At 43.0% G+C, this 23787-nt stretch carries 17 protein-coding genes; 8 read left to right on the forward strand and 9 right to left on the reverse strand.

The window, feature by feature from the left end; all coding sequences use genetic code 11:
* The first annotated feature begins 180 nt into the window (after nt 1-180).
* On the forward strand, nt 181-2892 hold the full coding sequence (locus JFC08_RS07640; protein ID WP_198330304.1) for a hypothetical protein: 2712 nt from the start codon (nt 181-183) through the stop codon (nt 2890-2892).
* Between the two features lie 126 nt (nt 2893-3018).
* On the opposite strand, the gene rpoD is transcribed toward JFC08_RS07640, so the two are convergent.
* The 3 genes from rpoD to JFC08_RS07655 all read right to left on the reverse strand — a co-directional run bounded on the left by rpoD (nt 3019) and on the right by JFC08_RS07655 (nt 9038).
* The gene (gene rpoD / locus JFC08_RS07645) at nt 3019-4935 is read right to left on the reverse strand and encodes an RNA polymerase sigma factor RpoD (RefSeq protein ID WP_045452235.1); all 1917 of its coding nucleotides are present in this window, start codon (nt 4933-4935) and stop codon (nt 3019-3021) included.
* Between the two features lie 529 nt (nt 4936-5464).
* Complete coding sequence (locus tag JFC08_RS07650; RefSeq protein WP_198330305.1) at nt 5465-7627, reverse strand: DNA primase; 2163 nt, start codon at nt 7625-7627, stop codon at nt 5465-5467.
* 208 nt (nt 7628-7835) lie between these two features.
* Nucleotides 7836-9038 carry an outer membrane protein assembly factor BamD gene (locus tag JFC08_RS07655; protein ID WP_193009194.1) on the reverse strand — a complete coding sequence of 401 codons (1203 nt, stop codon included), beginning with the start codon at nt 9036-9038 and terminating at the stop codon, nt 7836-7838.
* Between the two features lie 781 nt (nt 9039-9819).
* Here JFC08_RS07655 and JFC08_RS07660 point away from each other — a divergent pair.
* From JFC08_RS07660 to JFC08_RS07670, 3 genes are all read left to right on the forward strand, one after another.
* The gene (locus JFC08_RS07660; RefSeq protein ID WP_193009193.1) at nt 9820-11058 is read left to right on the forward strand and encodes an RluA family pseudouridine synthase; all 1239 of its coding nucleotides are present in this window, start codon (nt 9820-9822) and stop codon (nt 11056-11058) included.
* A gap of 106 nt (nt 11059-11164) precedes the next feature.
* Nucleotides 11165-12127 carry a purine nucleoside phosphorylase YfiH/LACC1 family protein gene (locus JFC08_RS07665; RefSeq protein WP_198330306.1) on the forward strand — a complete coding sequence of 321 codons (963 nt, stop codon included), beginning with the start codon at nt 11165-11167 and terminating at the stop codon, nt 12125-12127.
* A gap of 86 nt (nt 12128-12213) precedes the next feature.
* Nucleotides 12214-12816: a flavodoxin family protein gene (locus JFC08_RS07670; RefSeq protein WP_193009191.1), complete on the forward strand. Its 603-nt coding sequence runs from the start codon at nt 12214-12216 to the stop codon at nt 12814-12816.
* 103 nt (nt 12817-12919) lie between these two features.
* Here the strand turns inward: JFC08_RS07670 and JFC08_RS07675 are convergent, their stop codons facing one another.
* The gene (locus JFC08_RS07675) at nt 12920-13105 is read right to left on the reverse strand and encodes a hypothetical protein (protein ID WP_193009190.1); all 186 of its coding nucleotides are present in this window, start codon (nt 13103-13105) and stop codon (nt 12920-12922) included.
* Between the two features lie 629 nt (nt 13106-13734).
* Between JFC08_RS07675 and JFC08_RS07680 the strand changes: the two genes are divergently transcribed.
* From JFC08_RS07680 to JFC08_RS07690, 3 genes are all read left to right on the forward strand, one after another.
* A complete protein-coding gene (locus JFC08_RS07680; RefSeq protein ID WP_198330307.1) occupies nt 13735-15204 on the forward strand; it encodes a cytochrome c in 1470 nt (489 codons plus the stop codon).
* A 165-nt stretch (nt 15205-15369) separates the two neighbouring features.
* The gene (locus JFC08_RS07685; protein WP_045452247.1) at nt 15370-16971 is read left to right on the forward strand and encodes a flavin monoamine oxidase family protein; all 1602 of its coding nucleotides are present in this window, start codon (nt 15370-15372) and stop codon (nt 16969-16971) included.
* 104 nt (nt 16972-17075) lie between these two features.
* Complete coding sequence (locus tag JFC08_RS07690) at nt 17076-17708, forward strand: c-type cytochrome (protein WP_045446189.1); 633 nt, start codon at nt 17076-17078, stop codon at nt 17706-17708.
* Nucleotides 17709-17862: 154 nt separating this feature from the next.
* On the opposite strand, the gene JFC08_RS07695 is transcribed toward JFC08_RS07690, so the two are convergent.
* The 5 genes from JFC08_RS07695 to tolQ all read right to left on the reverse strand — a co-directional run bounded on the left by JFC08_RS07695 (nt 17863) and on the right by tolQ (nt 22002).
* On the reverse strand, nt 17863-19164 hold the full coding sequence (locus JFC08_RS07695) for a PD40 domain-containing protein (protein ID WP_109591351.1): 1302 nt from the start codon (nt 19162-19164) through the stop codon (nt 17863-17865).
* A 91-nt stretch (nt 19165-19255) separates the two neighbouring features.
* On the reverse strand, nt 19256-19699 hold the full coding sequence (locus JFC08_RS07700) for a cell envelope integrity TolA family protein (RefSeq protein WP_193009188.1): 444 nt from the start codon (nt 19697-19699) through the stop codon (nt 19256-19258).
* Nucleotides 19700-19760: 61 nt separating this feature from the next.
* Nucleotides 19761-20738, reverse strand: coding sequence for a cell envelope integrity TolA family protein (locus tag JFC08_RS07705; RefSeq protein ID WP_227697698.1), 978 nt, complete (start codon nt 20736-20738; stop codon nt 19761-19763).
* A 60-nt stretch (nt 20739-20798) separates the two neighbouring features.
* Nucleotides 20799-21257 (reverse strand): protein TolR, encoded by a 459-nt coding sequence (gene tolR / locus JFC08_RS07710; RefSeq protein ID WP_193009187.1) that lies wholly within the window; start codon nt 21255-21257, stop codon nt 20799-20801.
* A gap of 4 nt (nt 21258-21261) precedes the next feature.
* Nucleotides 21262-22002: a protein TolQ gene (gene tolQ, locus JFC08_RS07715; protein WP_045446198.1), complete on the reverse strand. Its 741-nt coding sequence runs from the start codon at nt 22000-22002 to the stop codon at nt 21262-21264.
* A 445-nt stretch (nt 22003-22447) separates the two neighbouring features.
* Between tolQ and JFC08_RS07720 the strand changes: the two genes are divergently transcribed.
* The gene (locus JFC08_RS07720) at nt 22448-23743 is read left to right on the forward strand and encodes an NCS2 family permease (protein WP_055124161.1); all 1296 of its coding nucleotides are present in this window, start codon (nt 22448-22450) and stop codon (nt 23741-23743) included.
* Nucleotides 23744-23787 lie beyond the last annotated feature (44 nt).

The raw sequence follows: 23787 nt of genomic DNA on the forward strand, positions 1-23787 counted from the left end.
AGGCATTGCTGCCTGACTAAAGTAAACCAGCCTCCGATAAAGTCGGGGCGGTTCAATAAAAGCAACGACAATATTATCTTATTTCTCAGCCGATTAGTGCTTCAAGGTGGAATGGCTAAATGTGTCGATGCATTGATACCTATAATTATCGATAATAATAAAGATAAGTATACGAGAACCATGTCAGCCAAAGCGGTTATGTCTTGCGGAAGTCGAGAACAGAAGAATGCTGTATGGCAAGGTGTCAATAATTCTGATAAAGAGATTCCAAGATGGTTGCTATCAGAGTTAGTTGTTGATGCTGAACCAAATACCGCAACTATTGATTTTATTATTGATGGAATTGCTAAGTTAGCCGAACCGAATGATTTTATGCCAACAGGTTTGACTAGATCTATGTCTAGATTTATTGATCATGCAGATGGTGAAGTTGTTTATTATCTATTAAATAAGTTATATCACTACTTGAATGTAAATGATTTTTTTCAAAAAGAAGAGTGTGAGGTGTCAAAAAAAGATGCTTGGCTGATGAGCGTGTCATTGAAGTGTATAGAAAGATTGGTTTTGACAAGGAATAGATACGCTTTATCAGAGGTATCGTTTTCAATGTTGATTAAGGCAGTCTTATTAGAGTTTCATCAGGGAATATATGTCGATACGTGTAAGAATAATCTGCACAGTATATTACCTCAATGGGTTGAAATGAATGATGCTTTGTACTGGCATAGCGTAGAAGACGCAAGAAAAAAATTTGGTAGGAACGATAAGTCATTTAATCATGACTTACATCTATTCTATAGGCAAAATTACTGGAGGTTTGAAACGTCTGACTTTTCAAGAATGTTAGCGTATATCGGGTCACGAACTCTAGATAATGATAAGCTAGTCGCACTTGGTAATGCTTATCGAATATATCATCAGAGCGACTGTCCCATTAATATGTTGGAAGATTTGCGTAAAGCTGTATCAGGAAATAGTGTACTTGAGGATAAATTAGAAAGATTACTGAATCCTGAAAGTAGTGAAACAATGAAAAAGTATGAAGAAGAATTAAAGATAAGTCGTGAAAAGTTTAAGAAAATACAAGAAGATCGAGAAAAAAATGACAAAGAATGGATAACACATTTAAGCAATAATCCATCGGAGATTAGTAGCCCTCCAGAAGGGAAAAACAATATTACAGATCATCATTTATGGCTATTAAGAGAGCTAGAAAAAGATAGCCCGAATATTACTCGTCAGCATTATAGTGACTGGAGAAGTCTTACTCCCAAGTTTGGTAAAGAGGTTGCTCTAGCATACAAAGACTTTTGTATGAATTATTGGCGAAGTCATAGACCCCCATTAAAATCAGAACAGAATTTTGATAATTCAATTCCTGCCGCTTTATTAATTGCTTTATCTGGTCTAGAAATTGAAGCCAATGAAATCAGTGGTTTCCCCAACTATTTAGACACTAACGACCTTAATACAGCATTGCGTTACATTACTTGGGATATTAACGGTTTTCCCAGTTGGTTTGAAAGAGTGCATAGAGCGTTTCCAAAAGCCACAGAAGATGCTATATGGAAAGAGCTACTTTGGGAGTTAAAAACCTGTAGTTCTGAGGGTTCTTTGAGTCATATTTTGCAGGACTTGATTCGTCATGCTCCTTGGCTTCATGAATTGATGGCTGGCAGAGTATTAAAATATTTGATGAGTCGTACCAGTCCACTTATTATTCGTAAAGAATACTGTGTAAAGATATTGATTGAGGGCGGTGTTGAATCTGGAAAGCTAGCCATACTAGCTGATAAATATATAGCACTTAATGCGGATAACTATAAAGAAGTGGCTTGGTGGTTTGCACTATTGGTTGATAATGATGCAAATAGTGGTATCTCAAGGCTGAAGAGCTGGCTACTACTGCTGAACGAAGAAGATGCTCAGCAAGTTGCTGCGATATTTATCACAGCATTATTAGGTGGAACTTATACTCAGAAAACAGTGTATTACGCAGGAAAATTTAAGACAGCCCCTCATTTGAAAACTCTTTATATGCTGATGCATAAATATATTAAGCCAAGCGATGATATACAGAGAGCTGGCAAAGGCGTATATTCGCCGACCATTCGTGATGATGCTCAAGATGCTAGAGATAAATTATTACACTATTTGGTAGAGATACCAAGCAAAGCGAATTATTATGCTTTAAAGCAAATTTCTGAAGAATATAAAGATGGATCTCAAAAGCTGTTAGTTCAAAGACGAGCTTACGAAATGGCGGAGAGATATGGAAACTTAATACCGTGGTCTGCCGAGCAGTTTAAAGAATTTCATAAATCCAAAGTATTACCTCCTCGAACACATAGACAGCTTTTCGAGTTGGCTGTACAACAGTTAAATGCGCTTAAAGGTTGGATAGAGAATGGTAATGACAGTCCGTGGCGAACTTGGCAAAAAGCGGCAGAAGAGAATGAAGTCAGAACCCTCATAGCGGGCTACCTAAATCAGAACAGTAAGAATCACTATACCATTGCTGAAGAGCCTGAATTGGCTAATGACCAGCGAATGGATATCAGGCTTGCTAATCCAAATGTCCAATCCCCAGTGCCTATTGAGTTAAAGTTACTTGATAAAAACTGGAGCGGTAGAAAGTTATGTGAGCGACTAAGAAACCAGCTGGCTGGCGACTATTTAAGAGAAGAATCAGCAGGATGCGGTATATTTCTTTTGATTTCCTTAAATACTGAAAAAAACTGGATGGTTGAAGGTAAAAAAGTCAGTATTGAAGGTCTAGCACCAGCCCTAAAGGAATATTGGAAAGATATTTCCCATGGATATACCGGTGTCGAAGAAATAGAGGTGATAGTTATTAATATGAATAAACGAGCACTGGTTTCTAATACGTAAGCGGTCAGATATCAAACCGTGATTTTTGCATTCTTCAATATGCTAAATAATTAACTAGAGCTTTTAAAGTATAAAAAAAGCCGAGATAAACTCGGCTTTTTTATTGGTGCTTAGTTTGCTTTATGATTAATCATTCTCTAAGAACGAACGCAGATGCTCAGAGCGTGACGGATGACGCAATTTACGCAGTGCTTTTGCCTCAATCTGACGAATACGCTCACGTGTTACGTCAAACTGCTTACCCACTTCTTCCAAGGTATGGTCGGTTGGCATGTCGATACCGAAGCGCATTTTTAGCACGCGTGCTTCACGCTCAGTCAGATTGCCCAATACATCACGAGTCGCTTCACGCAGACCAGCTGCGGTCGCATCATCAACAGGGCTTGAGATCGTACCATCTTCGATGAAATCACCTAGATGCGAGTCTTCATCATCACCGATTGGTGTCTCCATAGAGATAGGTTCTTTGGCGATTTTCAGTACTTTACGGACTTTAACTTCGTCCATCTCTAAGCGTTCACCTAACTCCTCAGGCGTTGGCTCGCGTCCCATTTCTTGTAGCAATTGACGTGAGACACGGTTTATTTTATTAATCGTCTCAATCATATGCACAGGGATACGGATGGTACGTGCTTGGTCAGCGATAGAGCGGGTAATTGCCTGACGAATCCACCATGTCGCATAGGTCGAGAACTTATAACCACGGCGGTATTCAAATTTATCGACGGCTTTCATCAGACCGATGTTACCTTCTTGGATTAAATCCAAGAATTGTAGACCGCGGTTGGTATATTTCTTCGCGATAGAAATAACCAGACGCAGGTTAGCTTCGACCATTTCTTTTTTGGCGCGGCGAGCTTTTGCTTCACCGACTGCCATACGGCGCGCGACATCTTTCATATCGTGGATTTTCATGTCGAGCTGTTGCTCGTAGTCACGAATGCGACGTTGCAATAAAATAACATCATCAGTGACTTTTTCTAGCGTACCAGCAAACGCAGGCTTACCTTTGATGCGCTCAATCAACCAATCAACGTTGGTTTCGTTGCTAGGGAAAGTCTTACGGAACTCTTCACGTGGCATACGTCCACGGCGAATGACCAAACGCATGATTTGACGTTCTTGCTTACGCACATCATCATAGACATCATGCATGATAGCCATGACTTGGTCTGACAAGCGATTGTTCAACTTTAGCATCATAAAGCGTTCGGCAAGTAAGGCATAAGCAGTATCTGCTTCTGTGCTACCACGGCCATAATCTAGCAAGGCTTGCTTGGCTTTAATAAATAAGTGTTCGATTTCTTCTAGACGCAGACGTACTTCTTCAGGATCGATACCGCTGGTTTCTTCTTCAGCTTCCTCTTCAACGTCGTCTTCATCCTCGTCCTCATCATCAAGCGCCGCTGCTTTGGCTTTTGCTTTGATCACAGGCGGATTTTCTTTCTCTTCTTTTATGCGTTCACGTTCTTCTTTTGCTGCCTCTTTTGCTTCTTGGGCAGCGATTTTGTCTGCTTCGGTCTCAGGATCTAAAAAGCCAGTAATGACGTCAGAAAGCTTTTTTTCGCCATCTTGTACTTTTTGATACTCATCAAGGACGAACTGTACGGTGCCCGGCCAGTAAGACATCGCATGCTGTACGTCACGAATGCCTTCTTCGATACGCTTGGCAATGGCGATCTCACCTTCACGGGTCAATAGATCAACCGTACCCATTTCACGCATATACATACGCACAGGGTCAGTGGTGCGACCCGGCTCAGTCTCAACAGAGGCCAATACCGCCGCTGCCTCATCCGCTGCCATGTCATCATCGCTTGAATCGTCGTTCATCAAGATGTCATCGGCATCAGGCGCAGATTCAAAGATTTTGATACCAACGTCGGTCAGCATTTGCACAATATCTTCGATCTGATCGCTTTCGGTAATAGAGTCGGGCAGTTGGTCATTCACCTCAGCATAGGTGAGATACCCTTGCTCTTTACCCATTTGGATTAAGGTGGCCAGTTGAGATGTGGACTTAGAAACTGACTTATCGTTCATAAATACTCGCTTACTTGCATCGGACATTTTTATATTGTGACGCGCTATCGGTCGCTCAGTGCGTTGATATAATCAATCGATTCATCAAAATATGGCGTAGAGGTTGTCAATAATATCAAAAATGAGTTGATATGAATAAAGGCTCAAAATACTACAATTACAATGCTAAAAAACTGCTAGAAATTAGTAACGCTAAAAACTCTTCAAGATAACATTATCTAAATAATATATAAAAATAACGGTACCTAAAAACGGATACTTCAAAATAATATCTAAAATTTGTGCTTAATGAGGCGGATTTATCGTCATCTATTAAATCGGGCTATAAATAGTTAGCGACACAGTTTAACACACACCAGCGTAATCAAGCACGAGGTAGTGATATCTACCGACCATTTTTTACCGATTATTTTATATCAGCCAAATGATTAAATGGCAATACATGCTATTGGGCATAATCATTAGTAGTGGGGGCAGCCGCTATACTTTTAAAGGGTTAGAGATTTTTTAGCAAAAATAATGGCAAACGTTAAGATTTCACCGTCGCCATCTGCGCTGACTGCTCAGCTTGCTGCGCGCGTAGCCAATCATTTAATAATTGCGACTGCTTACGGACAATCGCCAGCTTGATATGATCAGGATTTTTGATAAGCTCTTGCGTCTTTTTTTGCAGATGTAACTTGAGCAACTGCATCACCAAGTTTTCGATCAACTCATCCAAGCTCAAAATATTTCTGCCAATTAATGTCTTATAAAATCCGCCCCAGCTACGGCTAAGTGTGTCTTGGGTGATTGGTTTGACATTAGACAATATAAAGTGTGCGGCGGCGTTGGCATCTTTGGGTAAATGATTCAGGCAGCGTTTGATGGTGCTAACGATATCCAGCAGGTCGGTATCTTGCAGATCTTCCCAAGCAAGCGGACGCAAGATGTCAGGCGCGGCTTTTTGCTTGATGTGTGCTGGCAGCTGTAAATCATTAATACCTGCCTGCTGCCAAATGGCTTCGATAGGGTCTTCAATTAAGGCACGTGGCTGAAACAAAAAACAAAGTTGCAATTGCTGACTGATGGTCATGTCACCATCAAAATCTAGCAGCGCATCTTTGGCTTCGATATTTTGGCTACGTTTACCACCCAGCTTCTGATAGACGTCATTGTTCAGCAAATAGCGAAAGCTACTGCCTTTAGGTAATGCAGTGGTCAAGGCACGTACTTGCGACATGAGCTTGGCTTTGCCTTCTGCCAAGGTTAAATCGTAACGCTCGCTTAAATAGGCAAAAATATACTGTGACAATGGCATGGCATTCGCGATTTGCTCACGCATGGCATCGCCGCCCTGACTCTTAATAAACGTATCAGGATCATGATTATTTGGTAGGGTCAAAAACCGCAGTTCTTTATCATCGGCCAGTACTGGCAAAGCCACTTCAAGGGTACGCCAAGCCGCTTTTTGTCCTGCGCTATCGCCATCAAAGCTTAAAATTAGCGTTGGATTGAGTGTCAATAGCCGCGAGATTTGGCTTTCATTGATCGCCGTACCCATCGAAGCGATAGCACCATAAATACCCGCTTGATAGAGGGCAATCACATCCATATAGCCTTCGACCACTAGCCAGCTGTCGGCACGTTGTTGGCGTGATTCGTAATAGCCATACAGCACATGCTGTTTATGAAAAACGGGCGAGTCAGATGAGTTGATATATTTAGGTTTGACTTCATCATCGAGCGCCCGCCCACCAAAACCAATGGTGCGTCCTTGATTGTCTCGAATCGGGAAAATGACCCGATCACGGAGTAGATCATAATCGCGCCCTGACTCTGATTGGCGCACCAAACCAAGCGCCTTTAAGCCTTCAATATCTTGTGGAAACTGATGCTCAAGATGCTGCCACCCAAAGGGCGCATAGCCTAAGCCAAAGGTCTCAAAGATGTCTTCTGTAATACCACGCGATAAAAAATAGTGCTTAGCATGCGGATGAATGGTGAGATTATGCTGATAAAACTGCTGGATTTGCTCTAACAGCTCATACAGATTACCGTCTTTATCGGAAACGCTATGATCATCGTACAATGCCGCAGCGTCAGTATCGCCACCTGTCAACCATGCTGGTGGATAGCTATTATCATCTTGGTAGTCTGTGCCATAAGAATCTTCTGGATAAGACGCTGAGTCGTAAGCATCTAGCGGTGGATACTCATCGTAGCCGTTGCTACTATCGTGATAAACGGGTTGATCGGTATCGCCGTACTGGTTTTGTTGCTGAATAGCCGAAGTAGCGTTAATAGAAGGTACATCAATTGTTTGAGCAGGACTTTTAGCGTCGATAGTCGGACTAGGTATTGACGGTGGTGCAATCGGTTTTGGTGCACGGCGCTGGTAGCTGACGTTTTGTTGCTCTTCTTTTGGGACTTCGATGCCCGTCTGCTTTGATAGCTCATTGACCGCTTCAATGAACGTTAAATTTTCATAATCGCGTAAAAAACTGATGGCATTACCGCCGACGCTACAGCCAAAGCAGTGATAGATGTTTTTTTGTGGATTGACATAAAAAGAGGGCGACTTTTCACCATGAAATGGACAGCAGCCTTTAAACTCACTACCAGCACGTTTAAGCGTCGTATGACGCCCAATGATACTGATTAAGTCAGCTTGGCTATTTAATTGGTCGAGAATGTGATTTGGAATACTCATGCAAAAAACAGTTTACCATAGGTGTATTATCTTAAGCATAGGCAATATTGGGCGCAAACAATATTGGGCATAGATAATGAAACAGAAACAGAAAAAATAAGGCCAACTCTGTCGTTGACCTTATTTTTTTCATGATGTGCGTTGATGTACTAAAAAGAAGAGACGTTCTCTTAATTAAAAGAGAGAGGTTGCCTCAAATCTAGCGTATTTATTCATCATTCATATCGACATCTGCTGGCAGGATATCAATCCCTTGAACAGGCAATGTCGTACGGCGTACAGGATTGGTGTTTTGCGGATCGACATTGGCTTCTCTTGCCGTAGAGCCAGTGCTCGATTGGCTAGTAATGCGCTCAGCGGAGGCTTCAGGCAGACCCAAGCCGACATTGATGCCAGTATTGGCGCGCACAGGTGAAGTACCTTGCGCTGCACTGGCTGCTGCTGCATTATCGCTTGGCAGTCTCAATTGACTGGCGTTACGAATAACCTGAGTTTTGGTCGCGCCGTTATAGTCGCCTGTCGCAACTGATGAAGTATCTTTGTTAAAACGACTTAACTGTCCAAAAGTCAATTTGTTGATGAAAGAACGCTCACGTTTGGTGTCGAGTTTAACGCGTCCATCAGCACTTAACATGTTGGGATAATTAATCTGCAATAGAGTTTTGTATTCTGCTGCCAAATCAGACATACCCAATTTGTCATAGCTATAAGCTAAGACCGCGATTGCGTCAGGGATGGATTCACTAAGTGGATAGTATTGAAACACCCATTTGGCACGGTTAACAGCAGCGACATAAGCTTCGCGCTCGATATACCAGTTGGCTGCACTCATCTCACTTTCAGCAAACTGATTATAAATGAAAGTCATGCGCTGAGCGGCATCTGGCGCGTAAGGGCTGTTAGGGTACTTGTTAATAAGCTCTTGAAAGTTAGCGAAGGCAATACGTAAATAGGCGGTATCACGCTCAGCTTGATTGAGCTTAAACAGTTTCAGACCTTCTGATGAGCCTTGCATATTGGCGACGCCGCGCACATAGTAAGCGTAGCTGACTTGCGGATTAGAAGGATATAGGTTAATAAATTGCTCAGCGCTGGCGGCTGCCATTTCATACTTACCACTGGAATATTGTGCGTACATCATGTCGAGTAATGCTTGCTCAGCGTATTGTCCAGTAGGATAAAAAGTGCGCAGATTGGTCAAATCTTCGATGGCTTGTGTATAGCGGCCTTTATCAATCTGGGTAATGGCGTCGTTATAATAATTCTGCTCTGATTTTTCGGCAGTTTCTACTGCATCGACGTCTTTACCGCCAGTCAGGTTTTTGAAAGTCTGACAGCCCACTAAGTTTACGCTTAGCGCAAGTAGGGTTATTGAGGACAGTTTGATAAACGTATTGCCAACAGCTTGCATACTTCTTCTCCGACACAAGACGTATAATAGCAGCGACGCTATCATACTAGATATTAGGTTAATGATAAAAAACGATGCGTAGGCATCAATAGTGGTCTGTCATCTACTATGTCAATCATCGGACATACCAGTTATCGTTATTAAAAAACGCTTGATGGCATAGGGTTTATATCAAACCAAATGCTTTTAATAAAAATTCGATAAGCATACAGTGGCATAGCATACAGCAAAATATGGCTATACTTTATAGAATAACGTTTGCTTCGTCTATTTTTTCGCCATCTATATTGTACTTAATCCAATCGTGCTCATCGAATTTGAGTCAGTATCGTACAGTTATTAGTCTACTGCAACGCATATACGATATGCTGCTGCTCGCAATGAGCTGTACACCAGCGCATGTCAGTTTGGCATTTTAACATGAGCTGCTGTCACGAGCGATATCGAATGTCGCTGACACTGACAAATATACAGTAAATTACAGCAATGTCATATTTTAGAGAGTTAAGTACGGCGCTGACGCTCGCTGCGGTATAATCAAAAAATGACAGATAACACACAGCTTCTATAGGGCTTAGGCGCTTGGCGTGATACACTAGCACGGTATTGCCTCCGCTTTTTTCGACGACGATCGCTTTTATGATAAGTGATTGATAGCGAATGGCCTTTTGTTTTTTATAGCGTTACGCTTAACACTTTATTAGAAATTTTCTCAAAAGCTACCTTTCAAAACCATGTTAGGCGCTTTGCCATATATAAATCTGCTATGAATAATAATGCTATGACTACCCATTTACCACCGAATCAATCACGACAGACTGATTCATCAGCACAAGAGTCACCGATGCCAAATGACATTTTAAATAATAGTGAATTACCTGACAATAATCAGTCGATGCTTGATGAGCAAAGCCATAGCGATCATGTTTTAGAAGAAGCTATGCTAAAAGATAGTGATGTGCTTGACGACGATATGATAGATAGCAGCGATGAAGATGCTGACGACATTGATGATAGCGACGATGATGAAGCGTCAGCCGCCGGTCAAGTGGTGCCAGTAATTATTAATATGACGCATACGGTTATAGAAGACGAAGCAGGTTTACGTATTGATAAATTGGCTTCAAAAATATTTACCGATTTCTCACGTGTTCAATTACAAGGTTGGATCAGTGATGGCAGCCTACTGTATAACGGTGGCGTGCAAAAACCGAAAATTCGTGTCAGAGCGGGTGATGTGATGCAGTTAACGACCACATTAGAGCAGCATAGTGAAGATCAACCAGAAAATATAGACATCGATGTGGTCTATGAAGATGATGACGTATTGGTCATCAATAAACCTGTTGGCATGGTAGTGCATCCTGGTGCGGGCAACCAAACCGGCACCTTGGTTAATGCACTGCTGTATCACTATCCGCAGCAGCACCATTTGCCGCGTGCAGGTCTGGTGCACCGTATTGATAAAGATACCTCAGGGTTATTGTTGATTGGTAAAACCAAGCCAGCACAGCTTGCGCTGATGGAGCAACTAAAGGACAAATCGGTCTATCGTCATTATCAATGTGTGGTAGCAGGGGACGCAGCGAGTCTATCGCGCCATCGCCGTATTGACGCCCCAATCGGTCGTCACCGTAATCAGCGTACTAAAATGACGGTAATGACGGCAGGACGCGAAGCTGTGACACATTTACTGAATGTGACCGCGCTTAATGGCAATTATTGCCTGTTGGATGTAGGTCTTGAAACGGGACGCACTCACCAAATTCGTGTGCATTTAAGTCATGTTACTTATCCGATAGTGGGTGATCGTGTCTATGGTGGTCGTCGTCAATTGCGGGCAGGACTGACAGAAGCACAACGTCAAGCGATTAATAATTTTCCACGTCAAGCCTTGCATGCCTACACACTGGGTTTCGTACATCCAACGACAGGTGAAGATATTGAAGTTACCACACCACTGCCTGAAGATATGCAGCAGTTAATGGCTGTGCTAAGTGATGGCTATGATGACGAGTAGACCGCTCCTTGTAGGCGAGAGCGTAAAGTCGCTTGTAAAAAACAGAGCCTAGTAGTAAATAGCGATCCGTGACATAAAAATGACTCATTAAGACGGTAAATTAGCCATGACTCATCAGTTTCCTATGACATTGCTTGCACAGATTGATGATGTGGCTGTTTTTCAAACAGCTGCCTTTTCAAGCGATGACGTTGACGCACAAGACCAGCCCACAGAACAGCTAGTACGACAGCAACGTCAAGCGAATTATGGTGAACTAAATTTAGGTTTGCATGTCAATGACGATGCTGCAAAAGTACTGAGCAATCGCATGCGTTTATTATCTGCCATCAATGAGCAGCTTGTACCCTCATCGTCGACATGCCAACAGGTACCCATCAAACGCTTACACTGGGTTAACCAAGTTCATGGTAAGCAAATTCATGATATTGATGGCACAGCGCTAGGTATGATGCCAATGTCTGCTGACGCGATGGTCAGTCGGCAACAAGGGCTTGGGCTGGCAATAATGACGGCTGACTGCGTACCGATAGTCTTATATCAGCCAGCCAGTGGTCAAATGGCAGCGATTCACGCGGGTTGGCAAGGTCTGGCTTGCGGGGTTATTCAAGCGACTGTGCACTGTTTTACGCAATCGGGACAAATCGAAGCTTGGATTGGTGTTTGTATCAGTCAAGACAGCTATGAAGTTGGCGCTCAAGTTCGCAATCAATTATTGAAAGGTTGCACAGAAAATAAGTTATTGAACACAGCCAGTATTGAACATTTTGATTCGTTATATGTCATAGATTCTGTGGCTACTATTAAAGGCGATAGCAATACTCAACATGTACAGGATACGGTTGATAAGCTGTCAAGCTGTGACAAAGTTGACGCAATGAAAATCAAGCTAAACTTACCAAAGTTGGCAGCGGATCAGCTTAGTGCGGCGGGCGTTATAGTAGATGACACATTATCTAGCAGCTGTAGTTATGCTGATGACCACTATTACTCTTATCGGCGTCAAACGCATTTGCAGCAGCCTGCTACAGGTCGAATGGCGCTGGTCATTGTACGTGGCGCTGCTTAGGATTACGCTATTTGCTGTTGCGCGCGATTAACTGTTGAACTTATATTGTTTTTATTTAACCATTTATAGCTATTATTAGAGTTTGTATGAATACACCTGCCAAACCGTCCATTACTGATAGCATACCGACTGTAGCTATTGCTGTTATTTATCATAGCAACTACGGTCATACCAAGCGCGTCGCTGAAGCGATCGTCGAAGGGGCGCGCCAGCAATTGCCAGCAGCACAGGCCAAAGCCGTTGATGTCCACAAGGTTGACTGGGATTATTTGGATCAGGCGGATTTGCTGGTTTTCGGTAGTGCCGTATATATGGGTAGTGTCACTGCTGAATTTAAGACTTTTATGGATGAAACCTCAAAGCGCTGGTATCATCGTAAATGGGAAGGCAAGTGGGCAGCCGCTTTTGCCAACTCTGGTGGGCTGAGCGGTGATAAGCTGGCGGTATTGCAGCAGATTTCTTTGTATGCGATGCAGCATGGCATGAACTGGATTGGATTACCGCTGATGCCGACAGGTCATGAGGCTCATGATTTAAACCGTTTATCTAGCTTTTTGGGCTTGATGACCCAGTCGCTTGATGGTCCCCCTGAGGAAACGCCAGGACGTGGAGATATTGATACGGCTATTTGGTTCGGCGATCATTTGGCCAAGACAATTATCAAGCATCAGCCGGCGGCACGCCCTTGAAATGAATGGCTATTGGATCATTCAAGGTAATTTATTAAACATTAAAGGCAGATATCAAACCGATATCTGCCTTTTTTCTGCTTATTTTATGAGTGTGATGGCACTATTTTTGATTTTTTGTACTGGTATTATTTTGAACTTGCACAGTGGTGGCAGGCGTATTTTTGACCAAGATGCTATTGGTAGGGGTGGTATTCACAGGGATAGGGCTGTCGACAAACTGAAATGATTGGCAGCCTGTCATTAACAGGGCTGATGTAAGTATATAAGCAAGGATTGGTAACTTCATAGTGGTGTCTCAGGCGGCGATCGGCAATGTGGAAATAGCGCCTATCATAAACAAAATATGGTGCGGTGCAATAGTTTGTTTCGTAGCATTATAAAAATCTGACTGGTAAAAAAAGCGAGTGCTAACTTAAGTCTATGTATCTATTATGTACAACTAAAATCGATGATGACAAAAAATGAAGCGCATATATGACAATTATCTATAATGATAGGTTTTTTATAAAAGATATGCACCCAAAAAATAGAACTTTAGTTACTGATTTTAAAGGTATTATTTAAATGACCTATTATTACAATATAAAAAAATATATTACGTTATCAAAAACTGATAATGACAATGCGGTTCTTTACGTTTTGTAAAAATTTGAGACCAATACGTTACTCATTAAGTAATAGTAGCGAAATAGTCTTACATTAGTAGAGTGAGTAGACATCATTTAGTAACTACGCTTATGAAATTACTTTTGTCACGCTATTTTACTGGATGATTTGCTACCTCACTTAATGGACTATCAATTGAGTATAACAAGTCGTCACTCATTAAGGCTTGCTCAATATAAAATGTTTCATCTCAATCATTCATCCTAATAATAATTACAACACCCTAGGTGCCCGCTATATGAGGATATTATGAAGCCACTTTCTGTGATGTTATCGATGCTCGTCATTGGTATGACCTCCAGCGCTGCGATGGCTGAAGGCGCAAGCGTCGTCAATACCAGCCTAGCCAATGCTAGCTTGCCTAATGCCAGTTTACCTAATATTAGTCCAGCCAATAGCGAGCTTGTCAATCGCGGTGCTTACATTGCCCGTGCGGCCGATTGCATGGCATGTCATGGCGAAGATTATACTGGCGGTAAAGCGATCGAAACGCCGATGGGAGATATCTACTCAACCAATATTACCCCGTCTAAACGTTATGGTATCGGCGATTATACCGAAAAGGATTTAAAGGCTGCGTTGCAAAAAGGTCGTACGCCAAGCCATATGCTTTACCCTGCCATGCCATATCCTTCTTATAGTGGCATGAAAGAAGAAGATATCAGTGCGTTGTTTGCTTATCTGCAAACCGTACCTGCTGTCGATGAAGCACCGAAATATAAAACTGACCTGCCATTTCCCTTTAACATTCGCAGCTTAATGATTGGCTGGAATTTTCTCAATGTCCCGTCTACTGAAAACCGTGATGGTCTCACCGAGACGCAGCAACGTGGTGAATATATTGTCAATAACTTAGAGCACTGCGGCACTTGCCATACCCCGCGTAATAGCACTATGGGTTTCAATAAAAAAATGTATCTATCAGGTGCTCAGCTTGGTCATTGGCATGCACCAAATATCACGTCTGACGAGTCGAGCGGTATCGGTAGTTGGAGTGAACAAGATATCGTCACTTATCTGCGTACTGGTGAGCTTGACCAGCGTGCCTATGCGGGTGGTCCTATGGGCGAGGCGGTTGCACATAGTACGCGCTACTTAAAAAATGAAGATTTGAATGCCATTGCTTCTTATCTAAAAGCGGTGCCTGCTATCCAAACAGATGATAAGGTCGCAGCCGTTGATGTCTCGCGTTTACCAACACCCATTAGCGAATCTATCACTCATGATTTACTGGCGCAAAAAGATTATTTAGCCCAAGCCAAAGTACAGGTGAGTAATGGCAGCAATTCACCAGAATCGCTATATTTGGCAGCTTGTGGTAGCTGTCACGGCGTTGACGGTTATGGTCAGCCTGATGCGCGTTACGCTCCTATCGTTGGACTCAGCAGTATTCGCCGTGAGAAACCTGATGCGCTGGTCAATATGATCCTTCATGGGGTAGAAGGCGCGACTAACACATCACCTATCATGCCAGGGTTCTCAGATGAGCTAAATAGCGAGCAAATCGCTGGTATTACCAATTATGTGCGTGTGAATTTTGGTGGTCTCAACAGTAGTGAGGTGAGTGCTAGTGATGTTGACCGTATCGCAACGACAGGTACTGACAAGCCCTTCTTAATCAAATATGCGGGCTTACTGGCAGTAATCGGTATCATCGTGGCTATTATTATCATTGTGTTTATTATACGAGCCATCTTGCGGTCTAGGCGCCGTCGTTAACTCATTGATTTTATAAAGACGATTTACATATTTATTATAGGACAAGATCTACAGGCAATATGGTAAGGCACAACAGCTCGAAAAACAGACGTAGAACTAATCCGAGCTGATTAATAATACATATGCCTACCATCTTGCAGGAACGTCTACTTTAAGGACACTATTATGAAAGACATGCTTCAATCACCAACGCGGCGCCAACTGCTCTCGATGATTGGTAAAACAGCGGGCGCGACTGCGATGTATCAGGCGATGACGACATTAGGATTCGCGTCAGAGTCGAGTTTTAAAGAGACCATGGATCTTAAAGGTGCACCTCCTGGCGCTAGTATCGTCATTCTTGGTGCGGGTCTTGGCGGGCTGACTGCAGCTTATGAGTTACGTAAAGCGGGTTACGATGTCAAAGTGCTCGAATATCAAAATCGTGGCGGCGGTCGTAGCTGGACATTGAACAGCGGTGATAAATATACCGAGCTTGGCGGCGAAGAAGTCACCTGTGATTTTGAAGAGGGCAATTATTTTAATGGTGGACCGTGGCGTCTGCCAAGCCATCATTATGCCGTCTTCCATTATTGCAAACAGTTTGGCGTTGAAATGCAGCCCTTTATTCAAACCAATGATCGTGCTTATTTGCATCGCAGTACTCATTTCGACGGTGTGCCGCAGCGCTTGGGTGATGTGAAAAACGACATCCAAGGTCATGTTGCAGAGCTGCTATCGAAATCAGTTAATGTCGGTGGTCTTGATCGCTCGGTCAATACTGAGGACAAAGAAAAGCTATTAGAAGGCTTAAAAGGCTGGGGGGTGCTAGATAAAGATTATCGTTACCGCGCCAGTAATGAAACCAGTAAACATCGAGGCTTTAGTGTGTTTCCGGGTGGTGGCTTGATGCCTGATGCGACGCCATCAAAACCTTTGCCGATTAGTGAGATACTAGATTCAGGTATGTGGGCAGATATTTATGGCAACCATATGACTTATGGTCATCAACCGACGATGTTTCAGCCAGTAGGTGGTATGGGGAAAATTGGTGATGCGTTCACCCGTGAATGCCGCGATATGATTGAGTTTAATGCAAAAGTTACTAAAATTCATCAAGATGACAGTGGCGTCACTGTCGATTATGTAGACAGCAACAGCCCAGATGGTGCCACCAAGACCATTCGTGCAGATTGGTGCGTGTGCAATATTCCATTAACTGTATTAACGCAGATGGATATCAATGTCTCAAAACCAATGAAGCAGGCGATGGCCGCCGTGCCTTATGAAACCTCTTATAAAGTTGGTCTAGAGTTCAACCGCCGCTTTTGGGAAGAAGATGAATGGATATTTGGTGGTCTGACTTATACCGACATGCCCATTGCGCAAATTGCTTATCCTTCACAAAATATGTTTAAAGATGGTACGGGCGTGCTACTCGGTGCGTATGGTTATGGTCCGACGTCTTATAAGTTTAATACCTTAACGCCGCAAGAACGTATTAATGTTGCCCTTGCTTATGGTAAATACATCCATCCTCAGTATCCAAAAGAATTCCGCGCAGGGACATCAGTTGTCTGGCACCGCATCCCATGGACGCTCGGCTGTTACGGTATTTGGAATGAGTCGACCCGTCGTCAGCATTACGATACCTTGTGCAGTATTGATAATCGTATTGTGCTGGCGGGCGAACATTGCTCACATATTCCGGCATGGCAAGAAGGCGCTATTTTATCTGGTATGGATGCCGCAAAGCGCCTACATAAAAAAGCAAAAATGCTGGTTTAATAACGCTTGGGTTATATAAATAACTATAAGATTCAGAGGCTATCATGGACAATGCAATCGTGAAGAAGGCAATCGCGGAGAAAGCAATCTTGAAGAAAAGAGTCATGAAAAACATGACACTCAAACTGCTGACGGTGATGCTGCTGAGTGGGATCAGCAGTGCAGCACTGTTGGGCTGTAGTCAACGGTCAGATGATGAAGTGACGGTTTCCAGTGTGCAAGATCAGAATTCATTAACAACCAATGACTATCAAGCAAGCCGAAATACGGGTGCGTGGGGCGGCGTTTATATGAGCCGTGAGGAGCTTACTGCACCTGCTATCAATATTGTCGACGACAGCTCATTGCCCAATATGGAAGACGACCCAAGTATTACTGAATGGGACGCAAAGTTTGAAGGCACAAATGGCTTTGTGACGACAGATGGCAAAAAGCTGTATCACGACTCTTGTGCGGCTTGTCACATGCACAAAGGCGAGGGTGCTTACGGTGCAGGCTATTATCCGCCACTGGCGAATAACAGTAAGATGCAATCAAAGTATTACATCATCGATATCTTGATTAATGGCTTTCGTGGCATGCCCTCATTCCATGGAATGATGAACGATGCACAGATGGCGGCGGTTACTCAATATGTGGTCAGTGACCTAAATGGTTTTACCGATACCGTGACTGCTGAAGATGTGGCAAAACTGCGGCATCCAAATCCATCAGCGGGTGATCCGAGTGATGATTAATGGTGTTTACTAATTTAGTCAATAATTGTCCAATACATGCTAGTAGCGAAATGATTTAACCGTACCTTGCTCATAAAAAAGCGCCTAATAAATAATTAGGCGCTTTTTTATGAGCAAGGCTTTATGGATTAAGAAAGATAATGAGAGAGAGGGTTTATTTAGGACTAGATGACCAGACTGGTGAGCGAATCGTGCCTTGACCAGACTTACCAAACGACTCGCCACCATTCAATGATTTGATGGTTAATACGCCTTTGCCACCTTGCTTTGAAGCGTAAACGACACGCTTACCATTAGGCGAAAAGCTTGGCGCTTCATCGATACCCGTATTGCCCAAGTTAGTAGTGACCGCGCCGCCGCTATTCATGATCGCCGCTGAGCGACCACTTAAAAAGGCAATTTGTGAGCCATCGTTACTAAATTGCGGGCTGGTGGCATAGCCGCTACTTGATACCTTAGTAGTACGTCCTGAACCAAACTCATAACGATAAATCTGTGGTTTGTTAAATCCAGTTTTGTCTGATACAAAAACAAAGGATTTGCCATCAGGCGCATAACTTGGTTGCACTTCGCTGCTTGGCCAATTGATAAGCCTTCTAGGTTGACCACCACTGGCACTCATCTCATAAATATCGGCACTGCCTTCAAAGCTACTAGAGAATAATATCTTGCTGCCATCAGGAGAGAATGATGGACTGAGATTGCTGCCAGGGAAGGGGGTTAACGGAGTTGCACCGCCACCGCTCACACTTTGTACATAAATAACGGGATAAGATTTATCACGTTGTACGGAATAAGCAATACGATTGCCATCTGGTGACCATGTTGGTGAAAAGATAGAACCAGTTACTTCAGTAATGGTTTTGGCATTTTCGCCATCGGCATCCATCACTTTTAAACGTGAGACTTTTTCTTTACCAGTACCAGTCTCTTCAATATAAGCAATACGCCCTGAAAAGTCACCTGGCGTACCAGTAATTAGCTCATATACTTTATCAGCGATGACGTGACCAGCATAGCGCATACTTTCTTTGTTATTGTCAGCCGTTAAACTTTGTTTGCCTTCGATTACTCTACCAGATTTAACGTCAATCACTTCGTAATCGGTTACTATTTTACCGCGATTGCTGCGGGTGCTGCCGACCACTAGATAAGGAATCCCCATGCTTTGCCATACCGGCAATGTGCCTGCCAGCTCGCTGCTACTGCGCGGCTGCTGTGGTAGATCTTTGCTAGTCACTTTTAGCTCTGTTTTGCTTAAATCATTTAGAATAATCGGCGATAATACAGAATCACCAGCAAATGGCACAAAGGCGACTTGATTTTGTTGTCTTGGCGCGGTGACAGTCATATCGAGCACCATTGATTCAGCGGCATAAGCAGGCACTGATAACAAGGGAGTGATTAACAACAGGCTTGAAGTGGCACGAAGGATAGAATGTGTAGATAGCTTCATGAAGTAATATCCTAAAATAGAAATAATTGGTTCATCATACAGGCTTAATTATTATTTATAGTGAGATTAACTGTACAACGTTAGGTGTTTTTTATTGAACGTTAATTTTAATTATCAAGTCTTTAAAGCTTTCAGGTTTATTTAAGCCAATGGGTAATGGACTAGCAGATAGAGCAGCTTTTTCCACTGCCTGATTTACAGCAGGATTTGCACCTTGAGCCTTAACAGATAACACATTACCTTTTTCATCCAACTTAAAGTATAAAGTAGTTGTTGATTCTGGGGTAGCAGTGGGTAGAGTAATATTACGTTTAATTTTTTCTAATATAGCTGTTGTTACATGACTCTCATTACTTAAATCATTTTTTCTAGTAGTAATAGCGGCAAACAAGGCTTTTTGATCCATAAACTCATTTTGGACATTATGGCTTTCTGGTAATGTGCCAGCGACAGAGTAGCTAGGTAGTATAGAGAAAGATAGCAATAGCAGCAAAGTTGAGGTATTACGTAATATATGACACTTGCTTAAACTCATAAACCAGAACCTTAAGATAGTAGAAAATCATTAATGATATAGAATTAGAGGCTATGCAAAATCAATTAATAGTAACGTTGATTGTCAAATTTGCAAAACTTTCAGGATTGTCTAAATCAATTGGCAATGGGCTAGCAGCGCGTGCAGCTTGTTCAACTGCTTGGTTGACGACAGCATTTGGACCACTAGCCTTTGCAGATTTCACGTTGCCTCTGGTATCTAATTTGAGCGACAATGACGTGGTTAGACCCTGTGTTTCGATTGGGGTATCAAGTTTGCTTTGTATTTTACTTAATATAGCACTTTTGAACTCACCAGTAGAACGAGAGGTACTGCTACTACCACCATTAGATGTTGTTGAGTTGCCGTCTGCTTGTAGATCATATCTCTGACCTGCGCTACCAGAATCACCTGTATTAATCTTTAAATTTTTATCAGTCGCAATCGGGCGTGGAATATGAGGCGGATTGTTTTGTTTAATACGGAGATCTTTAAGCTGATTTTGTTCTTCTATTAGCTGTTCTTTTTTGTTTTGCTCCACCTGACCATGCTCTTCTGTCACCGACTCATCTAATTGTGCTGCCCACTCTGCCATTCGACGTTCGTAGTCTTGGTTTTGCTCGAACAAGCGTTGATGCTGCTCTTCACTCATCAGCATTGGTTGACTGGCAGGATCGTTAGAGCGCGTAAAGACAGGTACACGCTGCGAGTTTGGCTGACTGGCGCTATCGCTAAAACTTTCTGACGATGAGGTGCTCGACGCACTGCTTGTACTAGTTTCAGCTTGCATCGCGCTAGCTGCCGCTGCACGATTGGCAAGGATTTGACCTTGCATTTCAGCCAATTGCTCAGGGGAGACCATGACCGTCTCAATACTTTCCACAGTGTCGGTTTTAGTGTGTTGATAAGTATAAACGAGTATCCCAATCACGAGACCATGTGCCAGCACGCTAAGTAGCGTAGGCAATGTTAGCCCATTGCCTTCAGGTTGGGTCGGTACATAAACGACAGGAGCATTATGCATGGTAAAGATACTCAAGGACGAGGTTCATCAAATTATCTACTTTATTATAGCAAGCTGAGCGAGGAATAGGATTTATTACAATGATGGTGTGGGCAAGGGTGCGCCTGTTAATAATCCCACCTTTTGAATGCCTGCTTGTTGTAAGGTGGCCATGAGTGTCATGATAGCGCCATATTGATTGTTTTGATCGGCATTAATCATCACTTGTACGGGCTGCGCCCCAGCGCCGTTACTTTGATTTTGTAAGTTAGATAGAGTATCAATCAGCTCTGGTTCACTAATCGGCAGGTCGACATTGTCTTCATAACTGATAAAAATATCGCCACTATCGGTCAAGGACACAATGACGGGTAGTTGGCTTTGGCTCATGGTATTGGTTTGCTCTTTTGGCAAGTCAACATCGACGCCCGTAATCAGCATGGGCGCTGTGACCATAAATATGACAAGCAGCACCAACATCACGTCGATATAAGGAACGACATTCATCTCCGCATTTAGCGCTTTTTTTTCACGGCGATAGGGACTCTGTTTCATGATTTCATAGTCCTTGTGCCTGATTGGCCGTAGATGTCGTTTCTCTCGTAGCGATATTGTCTCTACCAACAGTGCTTTCTGCACTGGTCTCGCGCTGGAGCATGCCCGTCATTTCATCACAAAATAAAGCACGTGAATCGTACAAGCGACTAGATTTGGCGGTAAAGTGGTTATACGCCAGTACGGCAGGAATCGCTGCAAACAAGCCCATAGCGGTTGCGATTAGTGCTTCGGCAATACCAGGTGCGACAGAGGCGAGGGTCGCTTGTTCCGTTTGTGACAACCCTAAAAAGGCGTTCATGATGCCCCAAACTGTACCGAACAATCCAACATAAGGCGCGACTGAGCCAATGCTCGCTAGCGTGGTCAGTCCTGATTCTAATAATTGCTGTTGACGTCCTAAACCGACTCGTAGCTTGCGCTCAACACCATCGATGATGTCATCTTTGGGTTGGCGCTTTTTATGCATTCTTAAGTATTCAGAAAATCCCACATAAAATATTTGCTCAAGTCCTTGGCGTTCAGGAGAACCTTGCACGCCTTGGTAAAGCTTGGCTAAGTCTTCACCTGACCAAAACCAAGTTTCAAACTGTTGATCGAAATTTTTGGCCGTACCAAGCCGCGCGCTCATACGAAAGATAATTACCCAGCTGAGTAAAGACGCCAATAACAATAATGCCATCACAATCTGCACCAAGAGACTGGCTTGGGTAATAAGGTCGATAATATTTAATGATTCAGGCATGTATGGGACTCATGGGTAATTAATAATAGCTGGTATGGCGCGACACGCAGACCAGATAGGATCTTTAATAACGAAAATATAATATGACAGTCATGATGCATATTGCTATCAGCCGCCTAGTGTACTGCTAAATGTCGAAAAGGTCATTTGTTAAAGTGTTAAATACCAAATAATTAACAGCTGTTTGTACAATTCATAGTATAAGGTTAATTTATATGTGGATGTCTGAAATATTGTCTGGCTGTTATGTCTTAATTGACTGAAAAGGTGGGTTTGTACCCATAAGGCACTGGTAATGATTGAATTTGTACCGCAACTTCTCTAAAATGTTGCACCTTGTTACCGCTGTCTTTTGATAATGACGTCGCCATCCATTGGCTGACGTCATATTTATTTTAGGCATCAATAAATTTGTTCTTTCACTAGCAAGCTGGGCGCGACACTTATGAATGCAATTGAACGCTATTTTGGGATTAATGGTGAAAACACCACAGTCAAAACGGAAATCCTTGCCGGTATAACCACCTTTTTGACCATGGCTTATATCATCTTTGTCAACCCCAACGTATTGGCGGAAGCTGGTATGGATAAAGGGGCGGTATTTGTTGCCACCTGTTTAGCAGCGGCAATAGGCTGCTTTATTATGGGTATCTATGCCAGACTGCCGGTGGCACTCGCACCAGGTATGGGTTTGAACGCCTTTTTTACCTACGGCGTTGTATTGGGTATGGGCTACGCTTGGCAAACTGCGCTAGGTGCTGTTTTCTTATCGGGTTGCTTGTTTATCATTTTGAGTTTATTTAAGATTCGCGAATGGGTTATCAACGCCATTCCAAACAGTCTTAAGCAAGGTATTGTGGCAGGTATTGGTGCTTTCTTAGCATTTATTGCGCTACAGAGCTCAGGTATCATTGTCGGTCGTGATGCGACATTGGTGATGCTAGGTGACATGACCTCATTTGCGCCTATGATGGCTGCTTTGGGTTTCTTTATTATTATTGGTTTGGTCTATAAAAAAGTCCCAGGTGCCGTGACGATTGGTATCTTGGTTATCACCGTGATTAGCTTGTTGACAGGTCATACACAGTTTGCTGGCATCATGTCTGCGCCGCCATCTATCACACCAACATTGATGGAGCTTGATATTGCGGGTGCGTTTGACGTTGGTATGATCAGCGTTATTTTTGCCTTCTTATTCGTCGATTTATTTGATACGACAGGTAGTTTGGTTGGTATTGCCAATAAAGCGGGTTTGATTGATAAAGATGGTAATATTCCTAATATGGACAAAGCGCTACTGGCGGATTCTACTGCTACGGTCGCTGGTGCAATGTTGGGTACGTCATCGACCACCAGTTATATTGAGAGTGCTTCTGGAGTAGCATCAGGTGGTCGTACAGGTCTGATGGCAGTGACGGTTGGCGTATTGTTTGTACTGAGTATTTTCTTTGCACCATTGGCTGGTATGATTCCTGCTTACGCTACAGCTGGCGCGATTTTCTATGTGTCGGTACTGATGTTATTTACCCTAAAAGAAATCAACTGGGAAGATTTGACAGAGGCGGCTCCTGTAGCGGTTGTTCTGTTATTGACCCCGCTGACGTACTCTATCGCTGATGGTATTGCGCTTGGTTTTATCACCTTTACCGCGGTAAAACTGATGACCGGTAAATTCTCTGAAATTACGATCCCAGTTTGGGTATTGACCGTTATTTTGCTGACCAAGTTGGTGGTTTTATAAGTTTTACTAGGATGCGGTGAGCGTTCGATACTACTTTACTGCTT

This window comes from Psychrobacter cibarius, from assembly GCF_016107535.1.
Lineage (GTDB): Bacteria > Pseudomonadota > Gammaproteobacteria > Pseudomonadales > Moraxellaceae > Psychrobacter > Psychrobacter cibarius.

What these genes read in the sequence shown, in the direction of transcription:
- JFC08_RS07720 (WP_055124161.1), top strand. Translation starts at nt 22,448, where the DNA reads ATGAATGCAATTGAACGCTATTTTGGGATTAATGGTGAAAACACCACA.
- JFC08_RS07660 (WP_193009193.1), top strand. Translation starts at nt 9,820, where the DNA reads ATGACTACCCATTTACCACCGAATCAATCACGACAGACTGATTCATCA.
- JFC08_RS07685 (WP_045452247.1), top strand. Translation starts at nt 15,370, where the DNA reads ATGAAAGACATGCTTCAATCACCAACGCGGCGCCAACTGCTCTCGATG.
- JFC08_RS07640 (WP_198330304.1), top strand. Translation starts at nt 181, where the DNA reads ATGTCAGCCAAAGCGGTTATGTCTTGCGGAAGTCGAGAACAGAAGAAT.
- JFC08_RS07670 (WP_193009191.1), top strand. Translation starts at nt 12,214, where the DNA reads ATGAATACACCTGCCAAACCGTCCATTACTGATAGCATACCGACTGTA.
- JFC08_RS07680 (WP_198330307.1), top strand. Translation starts at nt 13,735, where the DNA reads ATGAAGCCACTTTCTGTGATGTTATCGATGCTCGTCATTGGTATGACC.
- JFC08_RS07655 (WP_193009194.1), bottom strand. Translation starts at nt 9,038, where the DNA reads ATGCAAGCTGTTGGCAATACGTTTATCAAACTGTCCTCAATAACCCTA.
- JFC08_RS07665 (WP_198330306.1), top strand. Translation starts at nt 11,165, where the DNA reads ATGACTCATCAGTTTCCTATGACATTGCTTGCACAGATTGATGATGTG.
- JFC08_RS07650 (WP_198330305.1), bottom strand. Translation starts at nt 7,627, where the DNA reads ATGAGTATTCCAAATCACATTCTCGACCAATTAAATAGCCAAGCTGAC.
- rpoD (WP_045452235.1), bottom strand. Translation starts at nt 4,935, where the DNA reads ATGAACGATAAGTCAGTTTCTAAGTCCACATCTCAACTGGCCACCTTA.
- JFC08_RS07695 (WP_109591351.1), bottom strand. Translation starts at nt 19,164, where the DNA reads ATGAAGCTATCTACACATTCTATCCTTCGTGCCACTTCAAGCCTGTTG.
- JFC08_RS07700 (WP_193009188.1), bottom strand. Translation starts at nt 19,699, where the DNA reads ATGAGTTTAAGCAAGTGTCATATATTACGTAATACCTCAACTTTGCTG.
- tolR (WP_193009187.1), bottom strand. Translation starts at nt 21,257, where the DNA reads ATGAAACAGAGTCCCTATCGCCGTGAAAAAAAAGCGCTAAATGCGGAG.
- tolQ (WP_045446198.1), bottom strand. Translation starts at nt 22,002, where the DNA reads ATGCCTGAATCATTAAATATTATCGACCTTATTACCCAAGCCAGTCTC.
- JFC08_RS07675 (WP_193009190.1), bottom strand. Translation starts at nt 13,105, where the DNA reads ATGAAGTTACCAATCCTTGCTTATATACTTACATCAGCCCTGTTAATG.
- JFC08_RS07690 (WP_045446189.1), top strand. Translation starts at nt 17,076, where the DNA reads ATGAAAAACATGACACTCAAACTGCTGACGGTGATGCTGCTGAGTGGG.